Annotated in this window: 20 protein-coding genes; 10 read left to right on the top strand and 10 right to left on the bottom strand. The window is 71.5% G+C overall.

The features are described 5' to 3' along the window. The first annotated feature begins 17 nt into the window (after positions 1-17). On the top strand, positions 18-314 hold the full coding sequence (locus tag KBX21_RS09705; protein ID WP_013153901.1) for a DUF4193 domain-containing protein: 297 nt from the start codon (positions 18-20) through the stop codon (positions 312-314). Between the two features lie 189 nt (positions 315-503). On the opposite strand, the gene KBX21_RS09710 is transcribed toward KBX21_RS09705, so the two are convergent. Continuing rightward, the gene (locus KBX21_RS09710; protein ID WP_049566119.1) at positions 504-779 is read right to left on the bottom strand and encodes a DUF4235 domain-containing protein; all 276 of its coding nucleotides are present in this window, start codon (positions 777-779) and stop codon (positions 504-506) included. Between the two features lie 183 nt (positions 780-962). On the opposite strand from KBX21_RS09710, the gene valS reads away from it, so the two are divergent. From valS to KBX21_RS09735, 5 genes are all read left to right on the top strand, one after another. After that, a complete protein-coding gene (gene valS / locus KBX21_RS09715; RefSeq protein WP_210841684.1) occupies positions 963-3,536 on the top strand; it encodes a valine--tRNA ligase in 2,574 nt (857 codons plus the stop codon). 113 nt (positions 3,537-3,649) lie between these two features. Then, positions 3,650-4,126 carry a dUTP diphosphatase gene (dut, locus tag KBX21_RS09720; protein ID WP_210841685.1) on the top strand — a complete coding sequence of 159 codons (477 nt, stop codon included), beginning with the start codon at positions 3,650-3,652 and terminating at the stop codon, positions 4,124-4,126. Positions 4,127-4,186: 60 nt separating this feature from the next. Beyond that, positions 4,187-5,035, top strand: a complete 849-nt coding sequence (locus KBX21_RS09725; RefSeq protein ID WP_210841686.1) for a DUF3710 domain-containing protein — start codon at positions 4,187-4,189, stop codon at positions 5,033-5,035. A 65-nt stretch (positions 5,036-5,100) separates the two neighbouring features. Then, on the top strand, positions 5,101-5,841 hold the full coding sequence (locus KBX21_RS09730) for a PIG-L deacetylase family protein (RefSeq protein ID WP_049566128.1): 741 nt from the start codon (positions 5,101-5,103) through the stop codon (positions 5,839-5,841). Positions 5,842-6,076: 235 nt separating this feature from the next. Beyond that, a complete protein-coding gene (locus KBX21_RS09735) occupies positions 6,077-6,874 on the top strand; it encodes an alpha/beta hydrolase (RefSeq protein WP_247665471.1) in 798 nt (265 codons plus the stop codon). A 12-nt stretch (positions 6,875-6,886) separates the two neighbouring features. Here the strand turns inward: KBX21_RS09735 and KBX21_RS09740 are convergent, their stop codons facing one another. Then, entirely contained in the window at positions 6,887-8,017 is a 1,131-nt protein-coding gene (locus tag KBX21_RS09740) for a serpin family protein (RefSeq protein ID WP_210841687.1), read from the bottom strand. A 238-nt stretch (positions 8,018-8,255) separates the two neighbouring features. Here KBX21_RS09740 and KBX21_RS09745 point away from each other — a divergent pair, with 238 nt between their 5' ends. Continuing rightward, positions 8,256-9,002: a DUF3159 domain-containing protein gene (locus tag KBX21_RS09745; protein WP_049566133.1), complete on the top strand. Its 747-nt coding sequence runs from the start codon at positions 8,256-8,258 to the stop codon at positions 9,000-9,002. A 40-nt stretch (positions 9,003-9,042) separates the two neighbouring features. Here the strand turns inward: KBX21_RS09745 and KBX21_RS09750 are convergent, their stop codons facing one another. Together KBX21_RS09750 and KBX21_RS09755 are read right to left on the bottom strand one after the other, a co-directional pair. Continuing rightward, positions 9,043-9,750 (bottom strand): TrkA family potassium uptake protein, encoded by a 708-nt coding sequence (locus KBX21_RS09750; protein WP_049566135.1) that lies wholly within the window; start codon positions 9,748-9,750, stop codon positions 9,043-9,045. Then, entirely contained in the window at positions 9,743-10,429 is a 687-nt protein-coding gene (locus tag KBX21_RS09755) for a TrkA family potassium uptake protein (RefSeq protein ID WP_210841688.1), read from the bottom strand. The genes KBX21_RS09750 and KBX21_RS09755 overlap by 8 nt, the downstream gene beginning before the upstream one ends. Positions 10,430-10,658: 229 nt before the next feature. Between KBX21_RS09755 and KBX21_RS09760 the strand changes: the two genes are divergently transcribed. Continuing rightward, positions 10,659-11,954: a class I SAM-dependent RNA methyltransferase gene (locus tag KBX21_RS09760; RefSeq protein WP_210841689.1), complete on the top strand. Its 1,296-nt coding sequence runs from the start codon at positions 10,659-10,661 to the stop codon at positions 11,952-11,954. Between the two features lie 90 nt (positions 11,955-12,044). Here the strand turns inward: KBX21_RS09760 and KBX21_RS09765 are convergent, their stop codons facing one another. Continuing rightward, positions 12,045-14,405, bottom strand: a complete 2,361-nt coding sequence (locus KBX21_RS09765) for a M64 family metallopeptidase (RefSeq protein ID WP_210841690.1) — start codon at positions 14,403-14,405, stop codon at positions 12,045-12,047. A gap of 149 nt (positions 14,406-14,554) precedes the next feature. Here KBX21_RS09765 and KBX21_RS09770 point away from each other — a divergent pair, with 149 nt between their 5' ends. Further along, a complete protein-coding gene (locus tag KBX21_RS09770) occupies positions 14,555-14,926 on the top strand; it encodes a DUF427 domain-containing protein (protein ID WP_049566144.1) in 372 nt (123 codons plus the stop codon). A gap of 93 nt (positions 14,927-15,019) precedes the next feature. On the opposite strand, the gene KBX21_RS09775 is transcribed toward KBX21_RS09770, so the two are convergent. The 5 genes from KBX21_RS09775 to KBX21_RS09795 all read right to left on the bottom strand — a co-directional run bounded on the left by KBX21_RS09775 (position 15,020) and on the right by KBX21_RS09795 (position 20,058). Then, the gene (locus KBX21_RS09775) at positions 15,020-15,943 is read right to left on the bottom strand and encodes a DMT family transporter (protein WP_049566148.1); all 924 of its coding nucleotides are present in this window, start codon (positions 15,941-15,943) and stop codon (positions 15,020-15,022) included. Between the two features lie 278 nt (positions 15,944-16,221). Beyond that, on the bottom strand, positions 16,222-17,772 hold the full coding sequence (locus tag KBX21_RS09780) for a hypothetical protein (protein ID WP_210841691.1): 1,551 nt from the start codon (positions 17,770-17,772) through the stop codon (positions 16,222-16,224). After that, positions 17,769-18,674 carry an ATP-binding cassette domain-containing protein gene (locus tag KBX21_RS09785; protein WP_307869183.1) on the bottom strand — a complete coding sequence of 302 codons (906 nt, stop codon included), beginning with the start codon at positions 18,672-18,674 and terminating at the stop codon, positions 17,769-17,771. The genes KBX21_RS09780 and KBX21_RS09785 overlap by 4 nt, the downstream gene beginning before the upstream one ends. Next, positions 18,671-19,471: a zf-HC2 domain-containing protein gene (locus KBX21_RS09790; protein WP_210841692.1), complete on the bottom strand. Its 801-nt coding sequence runs from the start codon at positions 19,469-19,471 to the stop codon at positions 18,671-18,673. Before KBX21_RS09790 ends, KBX21_RS09785 begins: the two co-directional genes overlap by 4 nt. Next, positions 19,468-20,058, bottom strand: a complete 591-nt coding sequence (locus KBX21_RS09795; protein WP_049566158.1) for an RNA polymerase sigma factor — start codon at positions 20,056-20,058, stop codon at positions 19,468-19,470. Before KBX21_RS09795 ends, KBX21_RS09790 begins: the two co-directional genes overlap by 4 nt. 137 nt (positions 20,059-20,195) lie before the next feature. Between KBX21_RS09795 and KBX21_RS09800 the strand changes: the two genes are divergently transcribed. Continuing rightward, positions 20,196-21,131: an LLM class F420-dependent oxidoreductase gene (locus KBX21_RS09800; RefSeq protein WP_049566163.1), complete on the top strand. Its 936-nt coding sequence runs from the start codon at positions 20,196-20,198 to the stop codon at positions 21,129-21,131. Positions 21,132-21,454 lie beyond the last annotated feature (323 nt).

A 21,454-nucleotide genomic window follows, 5' to 3' on the forward strand; every position in this document is an offset into this window, starting at 1 on the left:
GGATGGAGTTAGCAGAGATGGCGACCGACTACGACAGCCCGCGCAAGACTGACGAGGACATCAACGAGGACAGCCTCCAGGAGCTGCAGGCGCGGCGCGTGGACAAGGGCACCGGCACCATCGACGTCGACCCCGACGAGGTGGCCGAGGGCATGGAGCTTCCCGGTGCCGACCTGTCCGGCGAGGAACTCGCCGTGCGCGTGCTTCCCCGCCAGGCCGACGAGTTCACCTGCTCGCGCTGCTTCCTGGTGCACCACCGCAGTCAGCTCGCTGAGCAGCGCGCCGGTCAGCTGGTCTGCAAGGAGTGCGCCTGACACTGACGGCGACGGTTCCTAGCCTGTCTCCCCACGGTATCCGAGGACGCTGAGGGGTGCGGGACCCGGATTCGTTCGACCGTCGGACGGTGGCTCGCAGCACGACGGTGGACGGCCGACCGCACGTGGGTTCGATCCCATGTGGTGGGCCGTCCACCGTCGTCGTGAGCTGCCCGGCCCGGGCGGGGCTCAGACCTCCAGGTCCCGCCCGCCGGAGCCGACCATCTGCTTGCGGGCGGCGCGGACGGCCAGCACTCTGGCCACCTCGACGCCCACTCCCGCAACGACGGCCCAGCCGAGGGCACGGCCCAGGCTGACGTCCGGGGACTCCAGGTCCGTGGGCGGTTCCTCACCGGTGGCGCGCGTCCACGCGAAGGTCAGAGCCTTGCGTGTGACGAACTCGGCCGCGAATCCCGCGACCATGCCGATGATGACCGGCGCGACCTCACCGTCCTTCTTTGCCATGTGAATCGTTCACCGTTCCCTAGTGCGTACGATGGTGCGCGCGGACGCGGTCCGCTGGGGGAATCCTTTCACGCGCACCCCCGCCGCGCAGCGTCGGCCGCCGCCGTGGCCAGCCCCCGTTCTCCCTGCCAGAGGGGGAAAACCGGGAGCGACCAGGGCGCGCGGAGGGCTAATATTGCCCGCATGACCAACCGCTCTCATTCCTTCCGCATGCCCGACAAGCCTTCGCTGGACGGTATCGAGGCGAAGTGGGTGGACGTATGGGATGAGTCCGGCGTCTATCACTTCGACCGCACCCGCAGCCGCGAGGACGTCTACTCGATCGACACCCCGCCGCCCACGGTCTCGGGTTCGCTGCACATCGGGCACGTGTTCTCCTACACGCACACCGACACCGTCGCGCGCTTCCAGCGGATGAACGGCAAGGCCGTCTTCTACCCGATGGGCTGGGACGACAACGGCCTGCCCACCGAACGCCGCGTCCAGAACTACTACGGCGTCCGCTGCGACCCCTCGGTCCCCTACGACCCGGACTTCCAGCCGCCGCACAAGCCCGACCCCAAGCGGCAGGTCCCCATCTCCCGCCGCAACTTCATCGAGCTGTGCGACATCCTCACGGTCGAGGACGAGAAGGTCTTCGAGTCCATCTGGCGCCGTCTGGGCCTGAGCGTCGACTGGCGCCACACCTACGCCACCATCGACGGGAACTCCCGTGCGGCGGCCCAGCGCGCCTTCCTGCGCAACCTGGCGCGGGGCGAGGCCTACATGTCGGAGGCACCCACCCTGTGGGACGTCACCTTCCGCACCGCCGTCGCCCAGGCCGAGCTGGAGGACCGCGAGCGTCCCAGCGCCTACCACAAGGTCGCCTTCCACAAGGCGGACGGCACTCCGGTCCACATCGAGACCACCCGCCCCGAGCTGTTGGCCGCGTGTGTCGCTCTGGTTGCCCACCCCGACGACGAGCGGTACCAGGACCTGTTCGGCACCACGGTGACCACCCCGGTCTTCGGTGTCGAGGTCCCCGTGAAGGCGCACCGCCTCGCCGACCCCGAGAAGGGGTCCGGCATCGCGATGATCTGCACCTTCGGTGACACCACCGACGTCACCTGGTGGCGCGAGCTCCAGTTGGAGACCCGCCCCATCATCGGCTGGGACGGCCGCGTCATCGCGGACCCGCCCAAGGGCGTCGAGTCCGACACCGCCCGCGAGGCCTACGCCCGGCTGGCCGGGGCCACGGTCCACACCGCCCGGGAGCGCACCGTCGAGCTGCTCAAGGAGAGCGGCGACCTCGTCGGCGACCCCAAGCCCATCTCCCACCCGGTGAAGTTCTACGAGAAGGGCGACAAGCCCCTCGAGATCGTCACCACCCGCCAGTGGTACATCCGCAACGGCGGCCGCGACGAGGACGTGCGCGCCCAGCTCATCGAGCGCGGCCGCGAGCTCACCTGGTACCCCGAGCACATGCGTCAGCGCTACGAGAACTGGGTTGAGGGCCTCAACGGCGACTGGCTGATCAGCCGTCAGCGCTTCTTCGGCGTCCCGTTCCCGGTCTGGTATCCGCTGGACGCGGACGGCAACCCGAACTACGACGCGCCGCTGCTGCCCACCGAGGACCAGCTGCCCATCGACCCCAGCTCCCAGGTGCCCGCCGGGTACACCGAGGACCAGCGGGGCCGGGCCAACGGGTTCATGGGCGACCCTGACGTCATGGACACCTGGGCGACCTCCTCGCTGTCCCCGCAGATCGCCTCTGGCTGGGAACGCGACCAGGACCTGTTCGAGCGGGTCTTCCCGATGGACTTCCGCCCCCAGGGCCAGGACATCATCCGCACCTGGCTGTTCTCCACGGTCGTCCGCGCCCACTTCGAGAACGGCAGCCTGCCCTGGAGCACCACCGGCATCTCCGGGTGGATCCTGGACCCGGACCGCAAGAAGATGTCCAAGTCCAAGGGCAACGTCGTCACCCCGGTCGCCCTGCTGGAGAAGTACAGCTCCGACGCGGTCAGGTACTGGGCGGCCAGCGGCCGTCTGGGCACCGACACCGCCCTGGACGAGGGCCAGATGAAGGTCGGCCGCCGACTCTCCATCAAGATCCTCAACGCCAGCAAGTTCGTCATGTCGGTCGCCGGTGAGAACGCCAGCAGCGACCCGGCCCAGGTCACCGAGCCCCTGGACCGGGCGATGCTGGCCGCGCTGGCGGACGTGGTCGAGGAGGCCACGGCGGCCTTCACCGCCTACGACCACACCCGGGCCCTGGAGCGCACCGAGCGCTTCTTCTGGGACTTCTGCGACGACTACCTGGAGCTTGTCAAGACCCGGGCCTACGACACCGAGGCCGCGGAGGGCGCCTCAGCCCGCGCGGCGCTGCTCATCGCCCTGGGTGCCCTGCACAAGCTGTTCGCCCCCTTCGTCCCCTTCGTCACCGACGAGGTCTGGAGCTGGTGGCAGGACGGTTCGGTGCACGCCCAGAGCTGGCCCGACGCCGCCGAGTACCGTGCCGTGGCCGCCGGTGGCGACCCGGCCGTCCTGGCCGCCACCGCCGAGGTGCTGCGCGCGGTCCGCAAGGCCAAGTCGGAGGCCAAGCTGTCGATGCGCGCCGAGGTCGAACTCGTCCGTGTCTGCGGCAAGCAGGCCGAGTCCGCCCGCGCGGCCTCCGGCGACATCGCCGCGGCGGGTCGCGCCGCCGGGATCGACTTCGAGACCACCGACGACGGTGAGCTGAGCGTCGAGGTCACCCTGGCCGAGCCCACCGAGTAGGCGACACCGGCGAAGACACACCGGGGGCGGGTCCGAACACTTTCGGACCCGCCCCCGTCGTTTCGCACGCGGGACACCAAGGCAGCGCCCCGGGAGCGATAGGCTCGGCGAATGTGAGTACCTCATCCCTGGAAGCCGGACAGTTGACCATCACCGTCCGGCGCCTGGACCCCGGCCTCCCGCTGCCCGCGTACGCCCACCCGGGTGACGCGGGCGCGGATCTGTACGCCGCCGTCGACGTCCGGCTCGACCCCGGACAGCGCGCCACGGTCCCCACCGGTCTGGCCATCGCCCTCCCCGACGGTTTCGCCGCCTTCGTGCACCCCAGGTCCGGGCTGGCCGCCCGGCACGGGGTCACGGTCGTCAACGCCCCTGGGACCGTCGACGCCGGGTACCGGGGCGAGATCAGGGTGACCCTGCTCAACACCGACACCGACACCCCGGTCACGATCGCGCGCGGCGACCGGATCGCCCAGATGGTGATCCAGCGCGTGGAGCGGGCGGAGTTCGTCGAGGCGGACACGCTGCCCGACTCGGTGCGCGGTGCGGCTGGTTTCGGTTCGACCGGGGGCCACGCCGCGCAGCGGTGAACGTCCCCTGACTCCCCGGTGTGATCCCGGGACCTACGGAAGAAGCGGAGAGGTGAAGGCGTGTTTGGACGCCGCCGCAAGAAGCGGGACGAAGAGACCGAGAGAGCCACGGAGACGGAGGCCCGGTCGCAGCGGCAGGGCGCCGCTGGCGCGGTCTCGTTCGAGAACGAGATCGAGCCGGAGCGTGCCTCCGAGCAGCCCGCCAAGGACGCCGACCAGTACCGGCTGACCGGACCGTGGGACTCCACCGAGGACGCCCCCGAGGCCGAGCGGATGGACCTGGGCAGCATGCTCCTGCCGATGGAGCAGGGCACCGAGATCCAGGTGAACGTCGCCCAGGACAAGCAGAACAAGCAGAAGATCATCGGGGTCACCCTGGTGCGCGGCAAGACCGCGCTCCAGGTGCAGCCCTTCGCCGCGCCGAAGTCGTCAGGCCTCTGGGACGAGATGCGTGAGGAACTGCGCGAGCAGGTCACCCAGCAGGGCGGCAAGGCCGAGGACCACGACGGCACCTTCGGTCCCGAGCTCCAGGCGGTCATCCCCATCAAGGGGAAGAAGACCGAGGACGGCAGGCAGCTTGGCCAGCGGGTGCGCTTCATCGGCGTGGACGGCCCGCGGTGGGTGCTGCGCGGCGTGATCCGCGGCGAGGGCGCCAGCAAGCCCGAGGTGATGTCCGAGATCGAGCAGGTCTTCGCCAACATCGTGGTGGTGCGCGGCGAGCAGCCGGTGCCGCCCAACGAGCTCCTCCAGATCACCGTGCCCAAGAAGATCCAGGAGCAGATGGCGGCCGCCGCGCAGCAGCGCGCCGCCCAGCAGGCGGCCCAGACCGGAAACGCCGGCCGTTCGCCCAACGGTTCGGCGAGCGGACCGCCCAGCGGTTCCGCGGACGGGCCGACCGCCGGTTCCTGACTCCTCGCTGATTCGGCCTGTGGACAACCGTGTCCGGGGGTGCGCCGTTCCGTAATGTGGGCCACATGGCTCAGACAACGAAGAACAGCGCTCCCCGGCCGCTTCCCGAGGACTGGGGTCGCGCCCTGGCGGTGGTGGCCCACCCGGACGACCTGGAGTTCGGTGTCTCCTCGGCGATCCACCGGTGGACCGCACAGGGCAAGGAGGTCGTCGAACTCCTCGTGACCCAGGGCGAGGCCGGAATCGACTCCCTGGACCCGGCGGCCTGCGCGCCCCTGCGGATGGCCGAGCAGCGCGCCTCGGCGGCGGCCGTCGGCGCCTCCACAGTGGAGTTCCTGGACTTTCCCGACGGCACCCTGGAGTACGGCCTGCCGTTGCGCCGGGCCCTGGCCGGGGCGATCCGCAGACACCGGCCCGACGTGATCGTCTCCATCAACTTCCGTGAGCACTTCGCCGGGGGAAGCGGGTTCAACCACGCCGACCACCGGGTCCTGGGCCCGGCCCTGCTGGACGCGGTCCGCGACGCCGACAACCGCTGGGTGTTCACCGACCAGCTGGCCGAGGGGCTGGAGCGCTGGCGGGGCGTGCGGTTCGTGGCCTTCGGCGCGGCCCCGGACCCCACCCACTACGTCGAACTGGGTGAGGACGACCTCGCCGCCGGTGTGGCCTCACTGGACGCGCACGAGGTGTACCTGGCCAACCTGGACGGGTTCGACCAACGGACCTTCCTGCGGGAGGGCGCGGTGCGTTCGGGGGAGTGGGCCGGGGTGCCCCTGGCCACCTCCTTCGAGGTCTTCGAGACCTGACCCACCGTCTCTCGCGCGGTGGGGTTCCGGCCGGGGACCACCCGACGCGAGATGGCGCGAACAGGGCGATACGGTGCGAAAGGACGTGGAGTCGCCCGGGCCGAGGGCGCTTACGGAGTCGGTGGGTCGCGTGTTCGGTTCGTCGTGCCCGCGTGTGCCCGACCATGGTTCGCACACCGCCGGGGGCTCCGTGCAGCTCCGAGGCGCAGGCGCCCGGAACCGAGAAGAGGCGGACATGGACAGTGACGGCGCGGGCGGGGAACGGGCGCGGGGACGCCGGGGCGTACGTGCCCTGTTGTGGACCCTGGCGGCGCTCACCGCCCTGGTACTGGTGGCGGCCACGGCCTTCGTGGTCTGGGCGCTCGACCCGTACCGGGCCGAGCCCGAGCCGCTGGCGCGGGCCGAACAGGATCCGGCCGTCGTCGTGGAGCGGCTCTCCGACGGTGTGCTGATCACCCCAGCGGAGAATCCCTCCGGGACGGGGGTCGTCTTCTATCCCGGGGCCCGGGTGGAGGCCGACGCCTACGTGGCCTCCTGGGCGCCGGTGGTGGCCCGGACCGGCGCCACGGTGGTCGTGCCGGACCTGCGCCTCAACCTGGCCCTGGTGGACTCCGCGCGGGGTGAGAGCGCGGTGGACGCCGCGCCCGGGATCACCGAGTGGTACCTGGGCGGGCACTCCATGGGCGGAGCCTTCGCGGCACAGCACCTGGGCTCCGGGAACGGCGACGTCGCGTGGGCGGGCCTGATCCTGTGGGCCTCCTACGCCACCGAGAGCGCGGACCTCGCCGACCGCGACGACCTCGCGGTGCTGTCGGTGGCCGGGGGACGGGACGGAGTCCTGAACCCGGCGGAGGTCACCGAACGAAGAGCGAACCTGCCCGCCGACGCCGTCACTGAGGTGGTCGAGGGCATGAACCACGCCCAGTTCGGCGCCTACGGCGAGCAGTCCGGAGACGCCGAACCGGAGCTGACCGACGACCAGGCGCACGAGGCCCTGGCCGACGTCACCGCCGACTTCCTGCCGGGGTCCTGAGACCGGTGGCGATCACGCGGCCGGACCCGGGTCCACGGGGTCGGTGACCCGGCCGGTGAACAGGATCGCGCCCCGGCGGCGCAGCACGAAGAGGAAGGGCTGGTCCACGAGGAACTCCTTGGGGGGCGGCGGGACCGCGGCCGACATCAGCATGACGGCGGCGGTGGCGGCGGCCCCCTCGGCGCCCTTCTCGTCCACGCGCAGCACCGCTTGGTGCACGATGGCGTCGACCTTCAGGGGCTCGTCGCTGATCCCGCCGAAGTCGGCCGCGTCGGTCGCCAGGGTCCGCACGCGCGCTGGCGTGGCGGCGAGCGGGTCGAGCAGCGCGGTGTCGGTCTGGACGGTGAAGCGCGGCAGGGCCAGGGTCACCTGCTCCTTCCTGCGCGCCTGGTACAGACCGCGCAGGACACGCGGCGTGAGCGGCGGGAGCGGCGCGCGTGCGGACCCGGGGGAGTCGGGGACGATCACGTCCAGGGCCAGACCGTGCTCGCCCTCCAGGGTGACCATGCGCAACCCCGCGTGTTCCGCGTGGGTCAGGGAACCCGTACGGCGCATGGCGGGGACCCGGTGGGTGCGGTCCGGAGCGTGGAAGTCGAGGTCACGGGTCAGGGAGGGGTCGAAGGGCTGCGCCCAGACCAGCTTCACCCACAGGGCGTTGACCAGGAGCATGCGGACGTCGGGATGGACGGTGCCGGGTGCGAGCAGCTCGGGGATCAGCCCCCGGGTGACGTCCGAGACCCGGCCGTTGACCCGCGTGCGCACCCCCTCGGAGTCACCGCGGAAGTCGACCCGGTCCACCTCGGCGTCGGGCTGGGCCGCGACCCGCTCCTCGAACCGCGCGCGCAGGGGGAGGTCGGCGGGGACGTACAGGCCGTTGAGGGTGGCCAGGTCCAGGCCGTCGGCGGCCTCGACGGCGGCGTCGAGGACCTCCAGGTGCCCCCGGGGATCGCCGCTGGCCGGGGCCACGAGGTCCACCAGCTCCTTGAGTGTGTCACCGCCCGCGCCGGAGGCCAACAGTCCGAGGACGGCGCCGACGGAGTACGGGGACCACACGTGCGAGGCCCCCTCCTCGACCAGCTCGGGGTCCAGGGTGAGGGCGAAGCGGAGGTGCTCCTCGTCGGGTGCTTCCTGCCTGGTGGTCATCGGGGTGACTCCTCACGAGAGCGGGTGGGCCGCCAGCGTACGGAAGGACGCCGCCCCGAGGCCAGCGGCCGTGGTGAGAAGCGGCACGCCGCAACACCTGACAAAGGAGGGCAAGCCCGTACCAGGGTGGTCTCCGGTTGACGAGAACGCCACTCCCCGGCTGTGACAGGTCGCATAGGGTGGTGCATCATGGCTGGCGGCCGTACAGGCCGTACGGCGACACCGGAGCGGGAGCGGGATGACTGAGCAGCAGCGGGCCTCCGACGAGGCGGCCCAGGCCGAGGAGCGGGCGCAGAAGCCCGCCGTCACCGAGGGCACGGTCGAGGCGCTGGTGCGGACCAAGCTCGCCGAGGCCCTGGGCGGCAAGCGCGGCATGGTCGAGACGGCCGTCCCCACACTGACCTTCACGATCTCGTACGTCGTGGGCGAGGACCTGCGGCTGGCGATCATCCTCGGTGTGGGGGCGGCCCTGCTTCTGGGCGTGCTCCGTCTCGTGCAGCGGTCCTCGTTGCAGTACGTGTTCACCAGCCTCTTCGGCATCGGCCTGGCGGCCGTCTTCGCGATGCGCAGCGGCAACGCCGAGGACGCCTTCCTGCCCGGGATCATCTACAACGCGGTCTACGCCGTGGTGCTGAGCCTCTCGGTCCTGGTGCGCTGGCCCGTGGTCGGCCTCATGATCGGCCCGTTCATCGGCAACAAGGAGGACTTCACCTCCTGGCGGAGCAACCCTGCGGTGGTGAAGCTCGCCTCCCGGCTGACCTGGCTGTTGGTCCTGCCCTGCGTCATCCGCGTGCTGGTGCAGTACCCGCTCTGGCTCGCCGAGACCAACGACTGGGCCAACACCTTCGCCCTGCTGGGGCTGTCCAAGGTGGCCATGGGCTGGCCGCTCCAGGTGGCGGCCTTCGCGGGCATGGTGTGGGTGCTGGCGCGCGGACGCACCCCCCTGGAGCGCACCGAGGCCGACGGCACCGCCGAGGGCCGCTGAACAAGGGGAAGCGGGCGGGAGCGCCAGCCGAAGCCGGGGTTCAGGCCCCGGGCGCGGACTCCTCGGAGTCCTCGACCCGATCCAACAGCTCCTCCAGGGGGCCCAGCGCCTCCGGCTCGGCAAGGAACACCACGGTGTTGCCCACGGACAGCGTTCGCTCAGGGTCGGGCGGGCGCACTCCGCCCGGACCGAGTACCGCGACCAGGGCCACACCCTCCGGCAGTTCGGCGGTGAGGTCGCTCTCGGGCCGGTCCGCGAACGGACTGGCCGCGTGCAGCACCGACTCCGCGATCTCGGCGCCCGGCAGCGGGGGAAGGGTCCCCTCCTCCGGCTGGTCCTCCTCCTCGGACACGCCCTCGACCAGGTCGGCGATCAGACGCGGAGGGGAGACCGCCAGGTCCACCCCCCAGGAGTCGTCGAACAGCCACTCGTTGGCCGGGTCGTTGATCCGGGCGATGACCTGGTCGACCGCGAACTCGGTCTTGGCCAACAGGGAGACGACGAGGTTCACCTTGTCGTCGCTGCTGGCCGCGATGACCACGTCGAAGTCACCCAGCCGGGCGTCCTCCAGCGTGGCCAGTTCACAGGCGTCGGCGAGCAGCCACTCGACCTGGGGAAGGTCGTCCACCCCGATCGCCCGGGTGTCCCGGTCGATCAGCAGGACGTCGTGGCCGTTGCCCGCCAGCTCCGTGGCGATGGAGCGGCCCACGCTCCCGGCTCCCGCGATGGCGATCCGCATCTCACCCACGCCCCGTCTCGTCCTCGTGCCGCCCGCCCAGCCGCTGGGTCAGGTCGGCCATGTCCCGGCTGTGCCCCACCACGTGCAGCACGTCGCCCTCCGCGATGGTCTCCTCGGACCGGGCCAGCGCGATGCGCCCCTGCCGGACCAGGTAGACCACGCGCAGACGGAAGTCGTCCTCCAGTTCGGCGAGGGACCGGCCCGCCCAGCGCTCCGGTGGAGTGAGTTCGTTCATGGTGAGGCTGCCCGAGGCGTCCTGCCACTCGGGCGCGGCACCGAGCAGGTCGTCCCCGGGCACCACACGGCGCAGGATGGCGTCGGCCGTCCAGCGCACGGTCGCGACGGTGGGGATGCCCAGGCGCTGGTACACCTCCGCGCGGCGGGGGTCGTAGATCCGGGCCACCACGTTGCGGACCCCGAACGCCTCGCGGGCGACCCGGGCGGCGATGATGTTGGAGTTGTCGCCGTTGCTGACCGCCGCGAAGGCCGCCGCGCGGTCGATACCCGCGTTGAGCAGGACCTCCCGGTCATGGCCGGCGCCGCGCACCGCGTGCTTGGCCACGGCCGTGCGGAGGCGGCGAAACGCCTCGGGGTCCTGGTCGATCACCGCCACGGAGTGGCCCAGATCCACCAGGGTGTGTGCCAGCGTGGAACCCACGCGGCCACACCCCATGATCACGATGTGCACCTCGTCCGCACTCCCGTCGGATAGCCGTCCACCCCCAGGGGCACGGACAGACCCACGCGCCCCCGACGGCTCCACCTTGGCACACAACGGCCCGATCCGGGTGACCACCCCGGCCCCACCGTGTCCGTACCAGCGCGTGTGGTGTCCCGAGGCCGGTAGATTGGGGTCGGTTGGTGGCTGTGCGCGCAGGGTCACCCGTAACACGACCCGACCAGCGAAGGACACCGCCATGACCAGTGTGGGCAACGAGATCGAACTGACAGTGGACGACGTCGCCCACGGTGGATGGTGTGTGGGCCGCCTGGACGACCAGGTCGTCTTCGTCCGCCACGCCCTGCCGGGCGAGCGCGTCCGGGTGCGCGTCACCGAGAAGACCACCCGTTTCCTGCGCGGAGAGGCCGTCGAGGTCCTCACTGCCTCCCCGGACCGGGTCGAGGCCCCGTGCGTGTTCTCCGGCCCCGGCATGTGCGGCGGCTGTGACTGGCAGCACGCCACCCTGGAGTCCCAGCGCAGGATGAAGGGCAAGGTCGTCTCCGACCAGCTGAGCCGGATCGCCGGAATCGACCTCGACGTGGCCGTCGAGGAGCTGCCCGGGACACCCGACGGTCTGGGCTGGCGCACCCGCGTGCGGTTCTCCGTGGACGAGGACGGCCACGCCGGCCTGCGGCGCCACCGTTCCCACGACATCGAGCCGGTCGACCAGTGCCTGATCGCCCACCCGGGAGTCAGCGAGCTCGGCGTCACCGAGGTCAAGTGGGAGGGCGTCAAGGACGTCGAGGCGGTCGCCTCCGCCACCCGCGCGGACCGCGCGATCGTGGTCACCCCCACCACCGCCAAGCTCGGCACGCTGCCCGAACTCAAGGCCTCCAGCGCCGTGCTGCGCCGCTTCAAGGGTGGTCGCGTGCAGTCGGTGCGCGGCCGTAAGGGCGTTCGCGAGGACGTGGCCGGACGTGAGTACCGGGTGGGCGCGGGCGGTTTCTGGCAGGTCCACCCCGCCGCCGCGGAGACCCTGAGCGCCGCCGTGCTGGACGGGCTGCAGCCCCGCGAGGGCGAGACCGCCCTGGACCTGTACTGCGGCGCGGGGCTGTTCACCGGCGCGCTCGCCGACGCCGTCGGCGCCGAGGGGCGTGTGATGGGCGTGGAGAACGGCGAGCACGCCGTGCGCGACGCCCAGTACAACCTCAAGGACCTGCCGCAGGTACGGATCGAGCGGGCCGACGTGGCCAAGCAGATGCGTGAGTGGGCCGACGTGCGCGCCGACGTCGTGGCGCTGGACCCGCCGCGCGCGGGCGCCGGTGTCGAGGTGGTGCGCAAGGTGGCGGGCATGAAGCCCCGCCGGATCGCCTACGTGTCCTGCGACCCGGCGACCCTGGCCCGCGACCTCGCCGAGTTCGACCGCTCCGGTTACCGTCTGGTGGGGTTGCGCGCCTTCGACGCCTTCCCGATGACGCACCATGTCGAGTGCCTGGCCGTCCTGGAGCCGGTGAAGCTGGCCCGTCGCCACCGCGAGGCCGAGCAGGACTAGAACCGCCGGGGGCCCGGGACCGCACTGGTCCCGGGCCCCTTCGCGTCCCAGGGCCGCCCGCGCGCCGGACGGGGCGCGCGGGCGGTGGTGTCACAGGTCGGAGCACTGCCCCGCGACGGAGCCCGTGACGTCGTTGGCCGCGCCGAAGTCGGCGACGGCCCGGTCGTTGCCGGAGCAGGCGAGGGAGCCGCGCACTGTGTTACCGGCCAGGATCGGCCCGTACCCCGGTGCGTCGCCGCTCCAGGTGTCGGCGGGCACCTGGGTGTTGTTGTGCAGCGCCAGCGCTCCCGAGAAGCTGGAACCCAGGAGCGTCACCTCGGAGGTGGTGCCGGTGATCGACACCGCGCCGCTCACCTGGGTGCCGGACAGCCGCACGGTGTGCGCGCCGGAGGCGGAGAGCCCGCCCCTCAGGGAGCCGCCCTCGACCACGAGGGAGGCGTTCCCGGTCACGGTGACCGTTCCGCGTACGTCGGCGCCGTCGAGGCAGACCACGCCCTCGTCGACCCGCAGGCCGCCGTTGACCGCGCCGTTCACGGTCTCGGTGCACTCCGGTTCGGCGCCGGGGACGACCGTCGCGGTGAAGGCCTCAGGGGACCCGATGTTGCCCGCCGCGTCGATCGCCCGGTGCTCCACGGTGTGGGTGCCCCAGCCCGGCTCGTGGGAGTCGACCTCGAAGACCGCCATGGAGAGACCACCGCTGCCGAGACTTCCGTAGACGAGGTCGTCGACGTTGGTCCCGTCAGGTGTGAACCGGAACGGAGCCTCGGAGTCCTCGGGCCAGCCGTAGTAGTGGTGCCAGCCGTCGCCGTCGACCCGGAACTCACCGACCACGTGGCCGTCGCCGTCGTCCTCGGGGGACAGGCGCATGGAGAACTCGTTGAGGTACAGGTGGTGCTCGCCGCCGGAGACCGTGGCGGCGGCCTCGGAGAGCTCGCGCGGCGCGCTCGGGTCGGTGGCGTCCACGGTCCAGGTGAGGGTCTGGGACCCGGATCCCTGGGGGTCGGTCACGGTCGCTGACAGCGCGTGGTCACCGGTCGGGAGGTCGAACTCGCCGAGGTCGAGGGTGCGGCCGTCCGCCGAGGTGGACACGGCGGCCCCGTCCAGTTCCCAGGCGACCTCCATGATCCGGTTGGTGGGGCGGGTGGTCTCCGCGTAGACGACCTCGGTCGCGCTGACGGCGCGCTCGGTGTCGCGGTGGCGGGTGAACCCGGCCTCGGACTCGACGGGCTCCAGGGACTCGCCCACGGTCCACGTGAGGGTCCGGGTCATCGCCGCGGACGCGCGGATGTCGGGGTCGCGGACGAACTCGGTGGGATCCTGGACCCGGACGCTGATCTCCGCCCCGGCCTCCAGGTCGAGCCCGGCCAGCTCCAGGCCGCGCGCACCGGCGGCCTCGGTCAGTTCCTCGCCGTCCACCGTCCAGGTGTAGTCCAGCTCGTGGTGGACGGGGTGCGGGCCCTCGACCCACACGGCGTCCTCGGCGCCGACCTCGCCCTCGGGGGTGGACGAGACCGGCAGGGTCGCCCGGTCCCGCAGACCCGAGATCCGGTGGGTCATCACCTCACGCCCGACCTGGTCGAAGTAGTAGCCCAGGGTCTTGAGCATGGAGTGGTTGCTGGGGCGCCACACGCCCTCGGAGTGGTAGAGGCCGCCCTCGTGGCCGTCCGGGTCGGCGGCGCCGATGGTGCCGCCGGACTCGCTCTCCTCACCGAGCCAGCGCCACCACTTGGCCTCCTCGTCGAGCATCCGCTCTGAGGTCATCAGGGTGTGGTGGGCCGAGGTGGGTTCGGCGCCGGTGTAGCGGCCCAGGCTGGTGTCCCGGAAGTAGTACGGGTACTCGTCCTGGAGCGCACCCAGCGAGTGCGCCAGTTCATGGGGGCTGATCAGTGCGGAGAGCGCGTTGCCCGACGAGGCGGTGGCCAGGCGTCCGCCCGCGCCGCCGTAGGTCTCGCTGTTGGCCAGGGCCAGGATCTGCCGGTTGTTCGCGGACACACCGGGGACCATGTCGGCGGCTGCGTTGGCGGCCGACGAGTCCACAGTGAGCAGGCGCTCCAGGGCGGACTCGTCGCAGCCGTTGAAGAACCCCATGCCGAGCGCCGTGTCGCGCCGCTCCCACCCGTGGGCGGGGTCGCAGTCCACACCGGACTCCGCCGAGGGGGTCTCCACGAGGTAGACGTTGAAGTAGTTCCGGTAGGAGCGGAAGGGCTCGATGCTCCACTGCACGTTGAGGTGCTGGTCCACCTGCTCGCGGAAGAGGGGCAGCTCATCCTCGGTGTAGCCGTCGCCGAGCAGGACCAGGTTGAACCGTTCGGAGGGATCACCGGTGACCTGGAGGGGCACCACGGAGGCTCCGTCCAGGGGAGCGGCCTCGGCGGGGGCTTCCGTGCCGTCGAGCACGGCGGCCGTGGCCAGCAGGGACAGGGCGGCCAGGGCCGCCGCGGATCTGCGCAAGGGGTTTCCTTCGATCAGGGGATGTGGGGGGATGTTGCCGGGAAGCGTACTGACGTTCGTACGCCGTCTACCAGGGGAAGGGCCATAGGCACTTCGATAACCCCCCGCCGTACGGTGGGATCGGGAACCACCAGTGAAGGAGCGCCCTCATGGCACAGAACGGCAGAGTTCCGGGGGAGGACCACCCCATCACCGTCGAACCCACCACCGAGGCGGTGCGGGTGAGCGTCGGGGACCGGTTGATCGCGCGGAGCACCACCGCGCTGACTCTGCGCGAGGCGGGCTACCCGCCGGTGCGGTACGTTCCGCTCGCCGATGTCGACCCCGGTGTCCTGCGCCGGAGCTCGACCACCACCTACTGTCCCTACAAGGGCACCGCCGCCTACTACGACCTGGTCCTTGGCGACGAGGAACTCACCGACGCGGTGTGGGCCTACGAGCAGCCCTACGACGCCGTTTCCGACATCGCCGACCACGTCGCCTTCTACCCCGGGCCCGTCGAGGTCACCGTGGGGACCTGACCCGGACCGATGCGCCGAAACCGCCCTCACACGGGCAGGTTCGGCTGACCGGAGGCGGGTGGCGCTCCGCCCTTGCGGAGCGCCACCCGGGGTTCAGGAGCGCTGGCGCCGAGGTGCCTTCAGGACGGCCAGGCCCAGGGCGAGGACGACCAGCCCGGACCAGGAGACCAGGGGGAGGCGTTCACCCACCAAGGCCACGCCCAGCACCGCGGCCACGGCAGGTTCGGCCAGGCTCAGTGTGGTCGCGGTGGAGGCCGAGGTGCGCCGCAGCCCGTGGCCGAACAGCCAGTAGGCGAGGAACACCGTGAACAGGGCCAGGTGCAGGGCGACCAGCGCGCCGCTGACGGTGGCCAGCCACGCGGTTCCCGTGGCCAGCACCACGGGCAGCACGAGGACACCGCCCCCGGCGAACATCGTTCCCATGACCGCGCCCGAGGTGTGCCCGCGCCGGATCAGCTTCTCGGCGATGATCGCGTACAGCGCGTACGAGAACCCGGCGACCAGTGCGAGGAACACGCCCAGCGCGTTGGTGGAGCTGGCGGCGCCGGTGAGCTCGGGGCCCAGGACCAGCACCGCGCAGCCGAGCACGGCCGCGACGGTGGCCGTCACCCAGCGCGCGGTGGGCCTGACCCGGTCCACGCACCAGGCCAGCAGCCCGGAGAAGACCGGGGCGCTGCCCAGGGTGATCACGGTGCCGACGGCCACTCCGGCGTTGGCGACGGCGGGGTAGAAGGACAGCGGGTATCCCGCGACGGCGACGGCCCCGAGCAGGAGCACCCACCTGGTCCGGGCGTCGGAGCCGGTGACCAGGGCCGTGGAACCCCGGCCGGCCAGGAAGAGCAGGAGGCCGCCGAGGACCAGCCCGGCGGAGCCGATCGCGGCCGGGTGCGCGCCGTCGGGCGCGAAGGAGCTGGCGGTTCCGGTGGTGCCCCACAGGACGGCGGCGCCGAGGATGGGCAGCGCGCCACCGGTGAGCCGGTGCTGTGGCGTGGTGGTGGGGGAGGAGTGTTCTGGCACGTTCGTACTTTCCGTCTGGACGCCTGGGATGGATGCGTTGACGGGCGCACGACGGACCGGCCGCTCACCGGGACGGTGGGGCCTCGGGGTCCGGGGAGGTCAGCGGGTGCGCCCGGTCAGGCGCACAGCGGCGGAAGGACCTTGTGCCAGTAGTAGTTCACACCCCCACGCTAACGTGAACCGGACCAACCGGACACCTCGGGGTTCTCTTGACCGAGGTGGAGACCGGTCGCGGGGGCGCACACGCGTGGTGCGTGAGTACGAGTCCGCGGGCGGGGTCAGCGGCAGACGGGGTGACGCCAGTCGGAGTCGTACGGGAAGGGGTTGACACTCCACTGGGCGAACTCCCAGGCCGGGGCGGGGATCGTCCCGTCAGCGGTCAGGGGCAGCTCCAGGAGCTCCGCCAGCTCCTCGGTGGTGGTGTCCGCTGACAGCAGCGACTCCCAGTGCTCCTCCAGCACGTCCGAGACGGTGCTCGGCGGCAGGTCGAGCAGGGCGTGCGTCATCCGCAGGTCGAGTTCGGAGGGGTCGTAGTAGGAGAGGAACTCCTCCGCCGCCTCGGTGCCCTCCGGTTCGGAGAACCGCTCGTCCGCCGACACCAGCCAGGCCCCCAGCACGATCCTGGCCTGTCCCTGGCCCGAGCACGAGTGGTCCCAGTGCCTGGGGAGGCCGAGCACGTTCATGGTGACCTCGATGGCCAGGGCGTCGCGGTAGTAAGGAACCTCGGGGTCCCATTCGTCGAACACGATGACCGTCCCCGGCGGCGGGAACGGCTGGGTGGAGCGCGGGAAGACCAGCCCACCGGTCTGGAACTCGCGGACGTCCCGGCGCAGGTGCTGGGTGCCCTGCCACACCACTGGCAGACGGTCCCGGGCGTGATCGGGTATCCGCGCCACCGTGGGAGAGAGCGCGGCGTGCCAGTAGTCGATCCAGGACTCGTAGCCGGGGAGGGGACAGTAGGTCACGCCCTCCCGGACCCGGCACGGGTCGGCCTCGGCGCCGTACAGGTCCTGGTCGGTGAAGGGCGTCTCGTAGGAGTAGGTCCGCTGCGCGTACACGTTGACGAAGGCCACTCCAACGAGCAGCAGCGCCGCCGCCCCCAGCGTGACCGGCCGCAGGACCCACGAGCCCTCCCGCCGCGCGAGCGCGAACACCAGCAGGAAGGCTGCCATGAACGAGATGTGGACCAGGGACAGCACACCGAGTGCTGTCACGGCGGGTTCGTCGATGGGAAGGGGGTCCAGCACCCACCGGGCCACGCCGTTCAGCCGCCGCAGGATCTCGTCGGCCCTGGTCCCCATGGACGTCACCGTGTACAGCAGGTACGCGGGGACGAGCAGGAGCAACACCACCAGCGGGGTGTACGAACGGGTCCAGACGGCACTGGCCACCGCACCCAGTGGCCCGCACCAGGCCAGCACGAACAGGGCCAGGACCGCGGGCGGGCTGGCCGTCCCGGCGGTCGGCTGCGAGTTGACCACCAGGTAGGAGAGGACCAGTACACCCACGCACACCGACGTGACCAGCACGGACGCCAGTGAGAGGGACAACAGGCGGGCGCGCGCCGACAACGGCAGCGCGAACCCCTCCGAATGGCGCACCTCCCGGATCGCGGGGAAGGTCGTGACAGCGAACATCACCGCGGCCAGTCCCAGCGCCTGGAGCCTGACCTGGTCGATCAGGTCGGACCAGGTCGGCATCGGAGGCTGGTACGCCGAGTACACGAGCCCGACCAGGGTCACGGGCACCACGACCAGGAACACCGGGCTCACCAACAGGTGGCGCAGGTTGAACCGGGTCAGCGCCCAGAAGGTCGGGACGGCGCTCACCGGGTGCTGCTCCGTGCACCTGTGAGCAGGAGGTAGGCGTCCTCCAGCGACGGCTCCACCGGGACGCGCGCGGCGGAGTCAGGGTTCTCGACGCCCTCGGGCACGAGTACGCGGTAGCGGCCGTCCGCCAGCCGCCAGGAGGTCACGCCCTCCTCGGGGCGCGAACCCTGCTCCCACACCCGACCGCGGGCCCGGGCCACCAGCTCGCCGGGCGTGCCGTCGAAGATCACCCGGCCCTGGTCCAGGCACAGCACCCGGCGGCACAACGCGGACACGTCCTCGATCTGGTGCGTGGACAGCACCACCGTGCTGCGCACCGCGAGTTCGGAGACGAGGTCGCGGAACCGGATGCGCTGTTCGGGGTCCAGGCCGATGGTGGGCTCGTCGAGCAGCAGGAGCTCGGGATCGCCGAGCAGCGCCGAGGCCAGCCCCAGGCGCTGGCGCATCCCGCCGGACAGACGTCGCACCCGGCTGTGCCTGCGCTCGTACAGATCCACCCTGCGCATGGCGCGGCGGACCTCGTCGTGGCGTTCCCGGCGCCCGCCCAGCTCCTTGAGCACCGCCACGTAGTCCAGCAGACCGAACACGGTGAAGTGCGGGTAGAACGAGGGGAACTGCGGAAGGTAGCCCATCCGGCGGCGGATCTCGGTGCGGTCGGCGGACCGTTCCGGGTCGCGTCCCAGCACCCGCATCCGGCCGCCGGTGGCCTCCAGGTCGGTGGCCAGGCAGCGCATCAGCGTGGTCTTGCCCGCGCCGTTGCGGCCGAGCAGGCCCGTCACCCCAGGCCCCAGTTCCAGGTCGATCCCGTCCAGGGCCCGGCGCGTGCCGTAGCTGCGGATCAGCCCGCTCACGCTGACCCGGTTCGCGGTCGAGACCGCCTCGCTCCTGGCGCCGGTGTTCACGCGGCCCTCACCCGGAGCAGGACGACCCCGGCCAACAGGGCGAGCGCCGTCGCCCAGCTGGCCTGCGCGGTCGGTGTGAAGAGCAGCAGCGGGTCGAGGCCGTCGGTCGCCCCGAGCAGGACCAGGGCGAGCAGCCACGCGGCGCCGACGACCCCTCCGGCCAGGCTCAGCGCCATCCACCGGCCCAGCGCCAGGCACCCGGCCACCATGGCCAGGGCGGGCAGCAACCAGAAGACCGCCTCCGACAGTGTGGAGACCGAGGGCATCAGGAACGCCGCCGCGGTGCACAGCACCAGGGCGGGGACCAGGACCGCCGCTGTTCGCAGGAACAGGAGCCGGTACCCGGCCAGGGGGGTGACGGACGTGAGGCTGTGTGCGGGGTCGACCCCCCGCCCGTAGGCGAGGGCCACCCCGATCAGTGGCACGACCGGCGCGGTGATGGAGAACAGCAGGGAGCCGCGCGGCACCTCGTGCGCGAAGGCCAGCGCCATGGCCAGCACGAGCACGGTGGCGCCCAGCCAGGCACGGTAGAGCTGCGGGGTGGCGGCCAGGAGCTTGGCGGTGCTCTCGCGCAGGCCGATCGCGGAGAGCAGGCGTTCGGCCGCGCCGCGCCGGGGCTGGTCCACGATGTCGCGCAGGTCGGCCCAGCTGCGGTCCAGCCAGTCCTCGTCGGCGGGCAGCAGGGAACGGCAGTGGGCGCAGTGCGTCAGGTGGGCCTCGGCGGACATGGCGGTGACGTCGTCGGCGGTGTGGGCCGCGTACCGGTGGAGTTGGTCGCGGGTCAGGTGCCAGCTCATGTGGTCAGTGCCTCCCGTAGCCGCGCCTTGGCGCGCATGACCCGTGTCTTCACGGTTCCCTCGGGTATCTGGAGGATCTCCGCCGCCTCGCGCACTGTCAGGCCGTCGAGCACGGTGGCCTGGATCGCCGAGCGCAGTTCGGGGGAGAGCTCGTGCAGGGCCGCGCCCAGGGGTCCGTGCTCGATGTTGAGCAGCACGGTGTCCTCGGCGGACGCGTCGCCGATCGTCTCGTACGGTTCGGGTTCGCTCTCGGCGATCCAACGGTTGGCGCGTTTGCGCAGCTGGGAGATGAGCTGGCGGATCGCTATGGTCCACAGCCAGGCCCCGGCGTCGCTGTCCCCAGGGCGGGGGCTGAAGGAACCGGCGTTGCGCCACACAGCCAGGAAGGTCTCCTGGAGGGCGGCGTCGAGTTGGTCGTTGTCGGAGCAGCGGTAGCGCAGCCGGGCCCGCAGCCAGGGAGCGTGTCTTCGGTGCAGGATCTCCAGGGCTTCGGTCTCCCCAGCTGCGACGGCGGACAACAGCACGGGATCGGCGCTGTCGGGTCCGTAGGCGGGTGCGCGTCGTCGTGCGCGGCGGAGAAGCTTCACGTGGAGGGCTATCGCGGGTCGGGGACGGAACGGTTCGGGCGGGGGCGGCCGGGTTCTGTCGGCGCTGACCTCGGCTTTTCCACAGTACCCGCGCGGCGGTTTCCGAACGGTCGGTGCGGTGGGAGAAAATGGGGCGTATGCGCCTCAGGATCTTCCTTGAACCCCAGCAGGGGGCCACCTACGAGGACCAACTCGCCGTCGCCCGAGCCGTTGAGGACCTCGGCTTCGACGGGCTGTTTCGGTCCGATCACTATCTGTCCATGGGGGACCACGTCAGCGGGCTCCCCGGCCCGACCGACGCGTGGATCACCCTGGCCGGTCTGGCCAGGGAGACCTCCCGGATCCGCCTGGGCACCCTGATGACGGCCGCGACCTTCCGCCACCCCGGCCCGTTGGCCATCTCCGTCGCGCAGGTCGACCGCATGAGCGGAGGCCGGGTCGAGTTCGGCTTCGGCGCGGGGTGGTTCGAGGAGGAGCACGCGGTCTACGGGATCCCCTTCCCCGACTCCGCGCGGGAGCGCTTCGACCGCTACGAGGAACAGCTCGACATCATCACGGGGTTGTGGTCCACCCCGGTGGGGGACACCTTCCGGTACGAGGGCAGGCACTTCCGGCTGGCGCAGGGCCCGGCCCTGCCCAAGCCGCAGCAGGGTCCGCACCCGCCGGTGCTGATCGGCGGAACGGGCCCCAAGCGCACGCCGAGGCTGGCGGCCAAGTTCGCCGACGAGTACAACGTTCCGTTCTGCTCGCTGGAGGACACCGAGGCGGCCTTCGGGCGTACCGCGGACGCCGTGCGGGCGTCCGGGCGTACGGTGCCGATGGTGTACTCGGCGGCGCAGGTGCTGTGCGCGGGTCGTGACGAGGCGGAGGTGTCCAAGAGGGCCGCGCGGATCGGACGCGACGTGTCGGAACTGCGCCAGAACGGTCTGGCCGGGACTCCCGACGAGATCGTGGAGCGGATCGGCCGGTTCGCGGCCGCCGGTGCGGAGAGAATGTACCTGCAGGTCCTGGACCTGTCCGACCTCGACCACCTGGAGCTGGTCGCCTCGGCGGTGGCACCGCAGCTGGACTGAAGGGGACCGGGCACGGGGGGTGTCCGAGGGGGATGCGCCCCGCCCAATAACTTGATATCGAGATACAAGTTGGATACCTTGACATCAAGATAACAGCGGGGTTCCCCCCACCCGCTCCCGGCCCGGGCCTGTGAGGTCGACCGCTTTTCGGCAGCGCGTCCCGGGCCCGTGAGTGTCCGCGGCCAGTTGGCCGCGACCGGTGACGATGTGGCGTCGTCGCAGGTCAAAGCGGCCCTGATGGATTACGGAGGCGGTGGGGGTGCTCACCCGCGACCCCCGTGCCCCGGTGATCCGGTTAGGGCGGCCTCAGTAGGTCCCGCATC

Origin of the sequence: Nocardiopsis sp. B62 (assembly GCF_018070675.1) — a bacterium.
Lineage (GTDB): Bacteria > Actinomycetota > Actinomycetes > Streptosporangiales > Streptosporangiaceae > Nocardiopsis > Nocardiopsis prasina.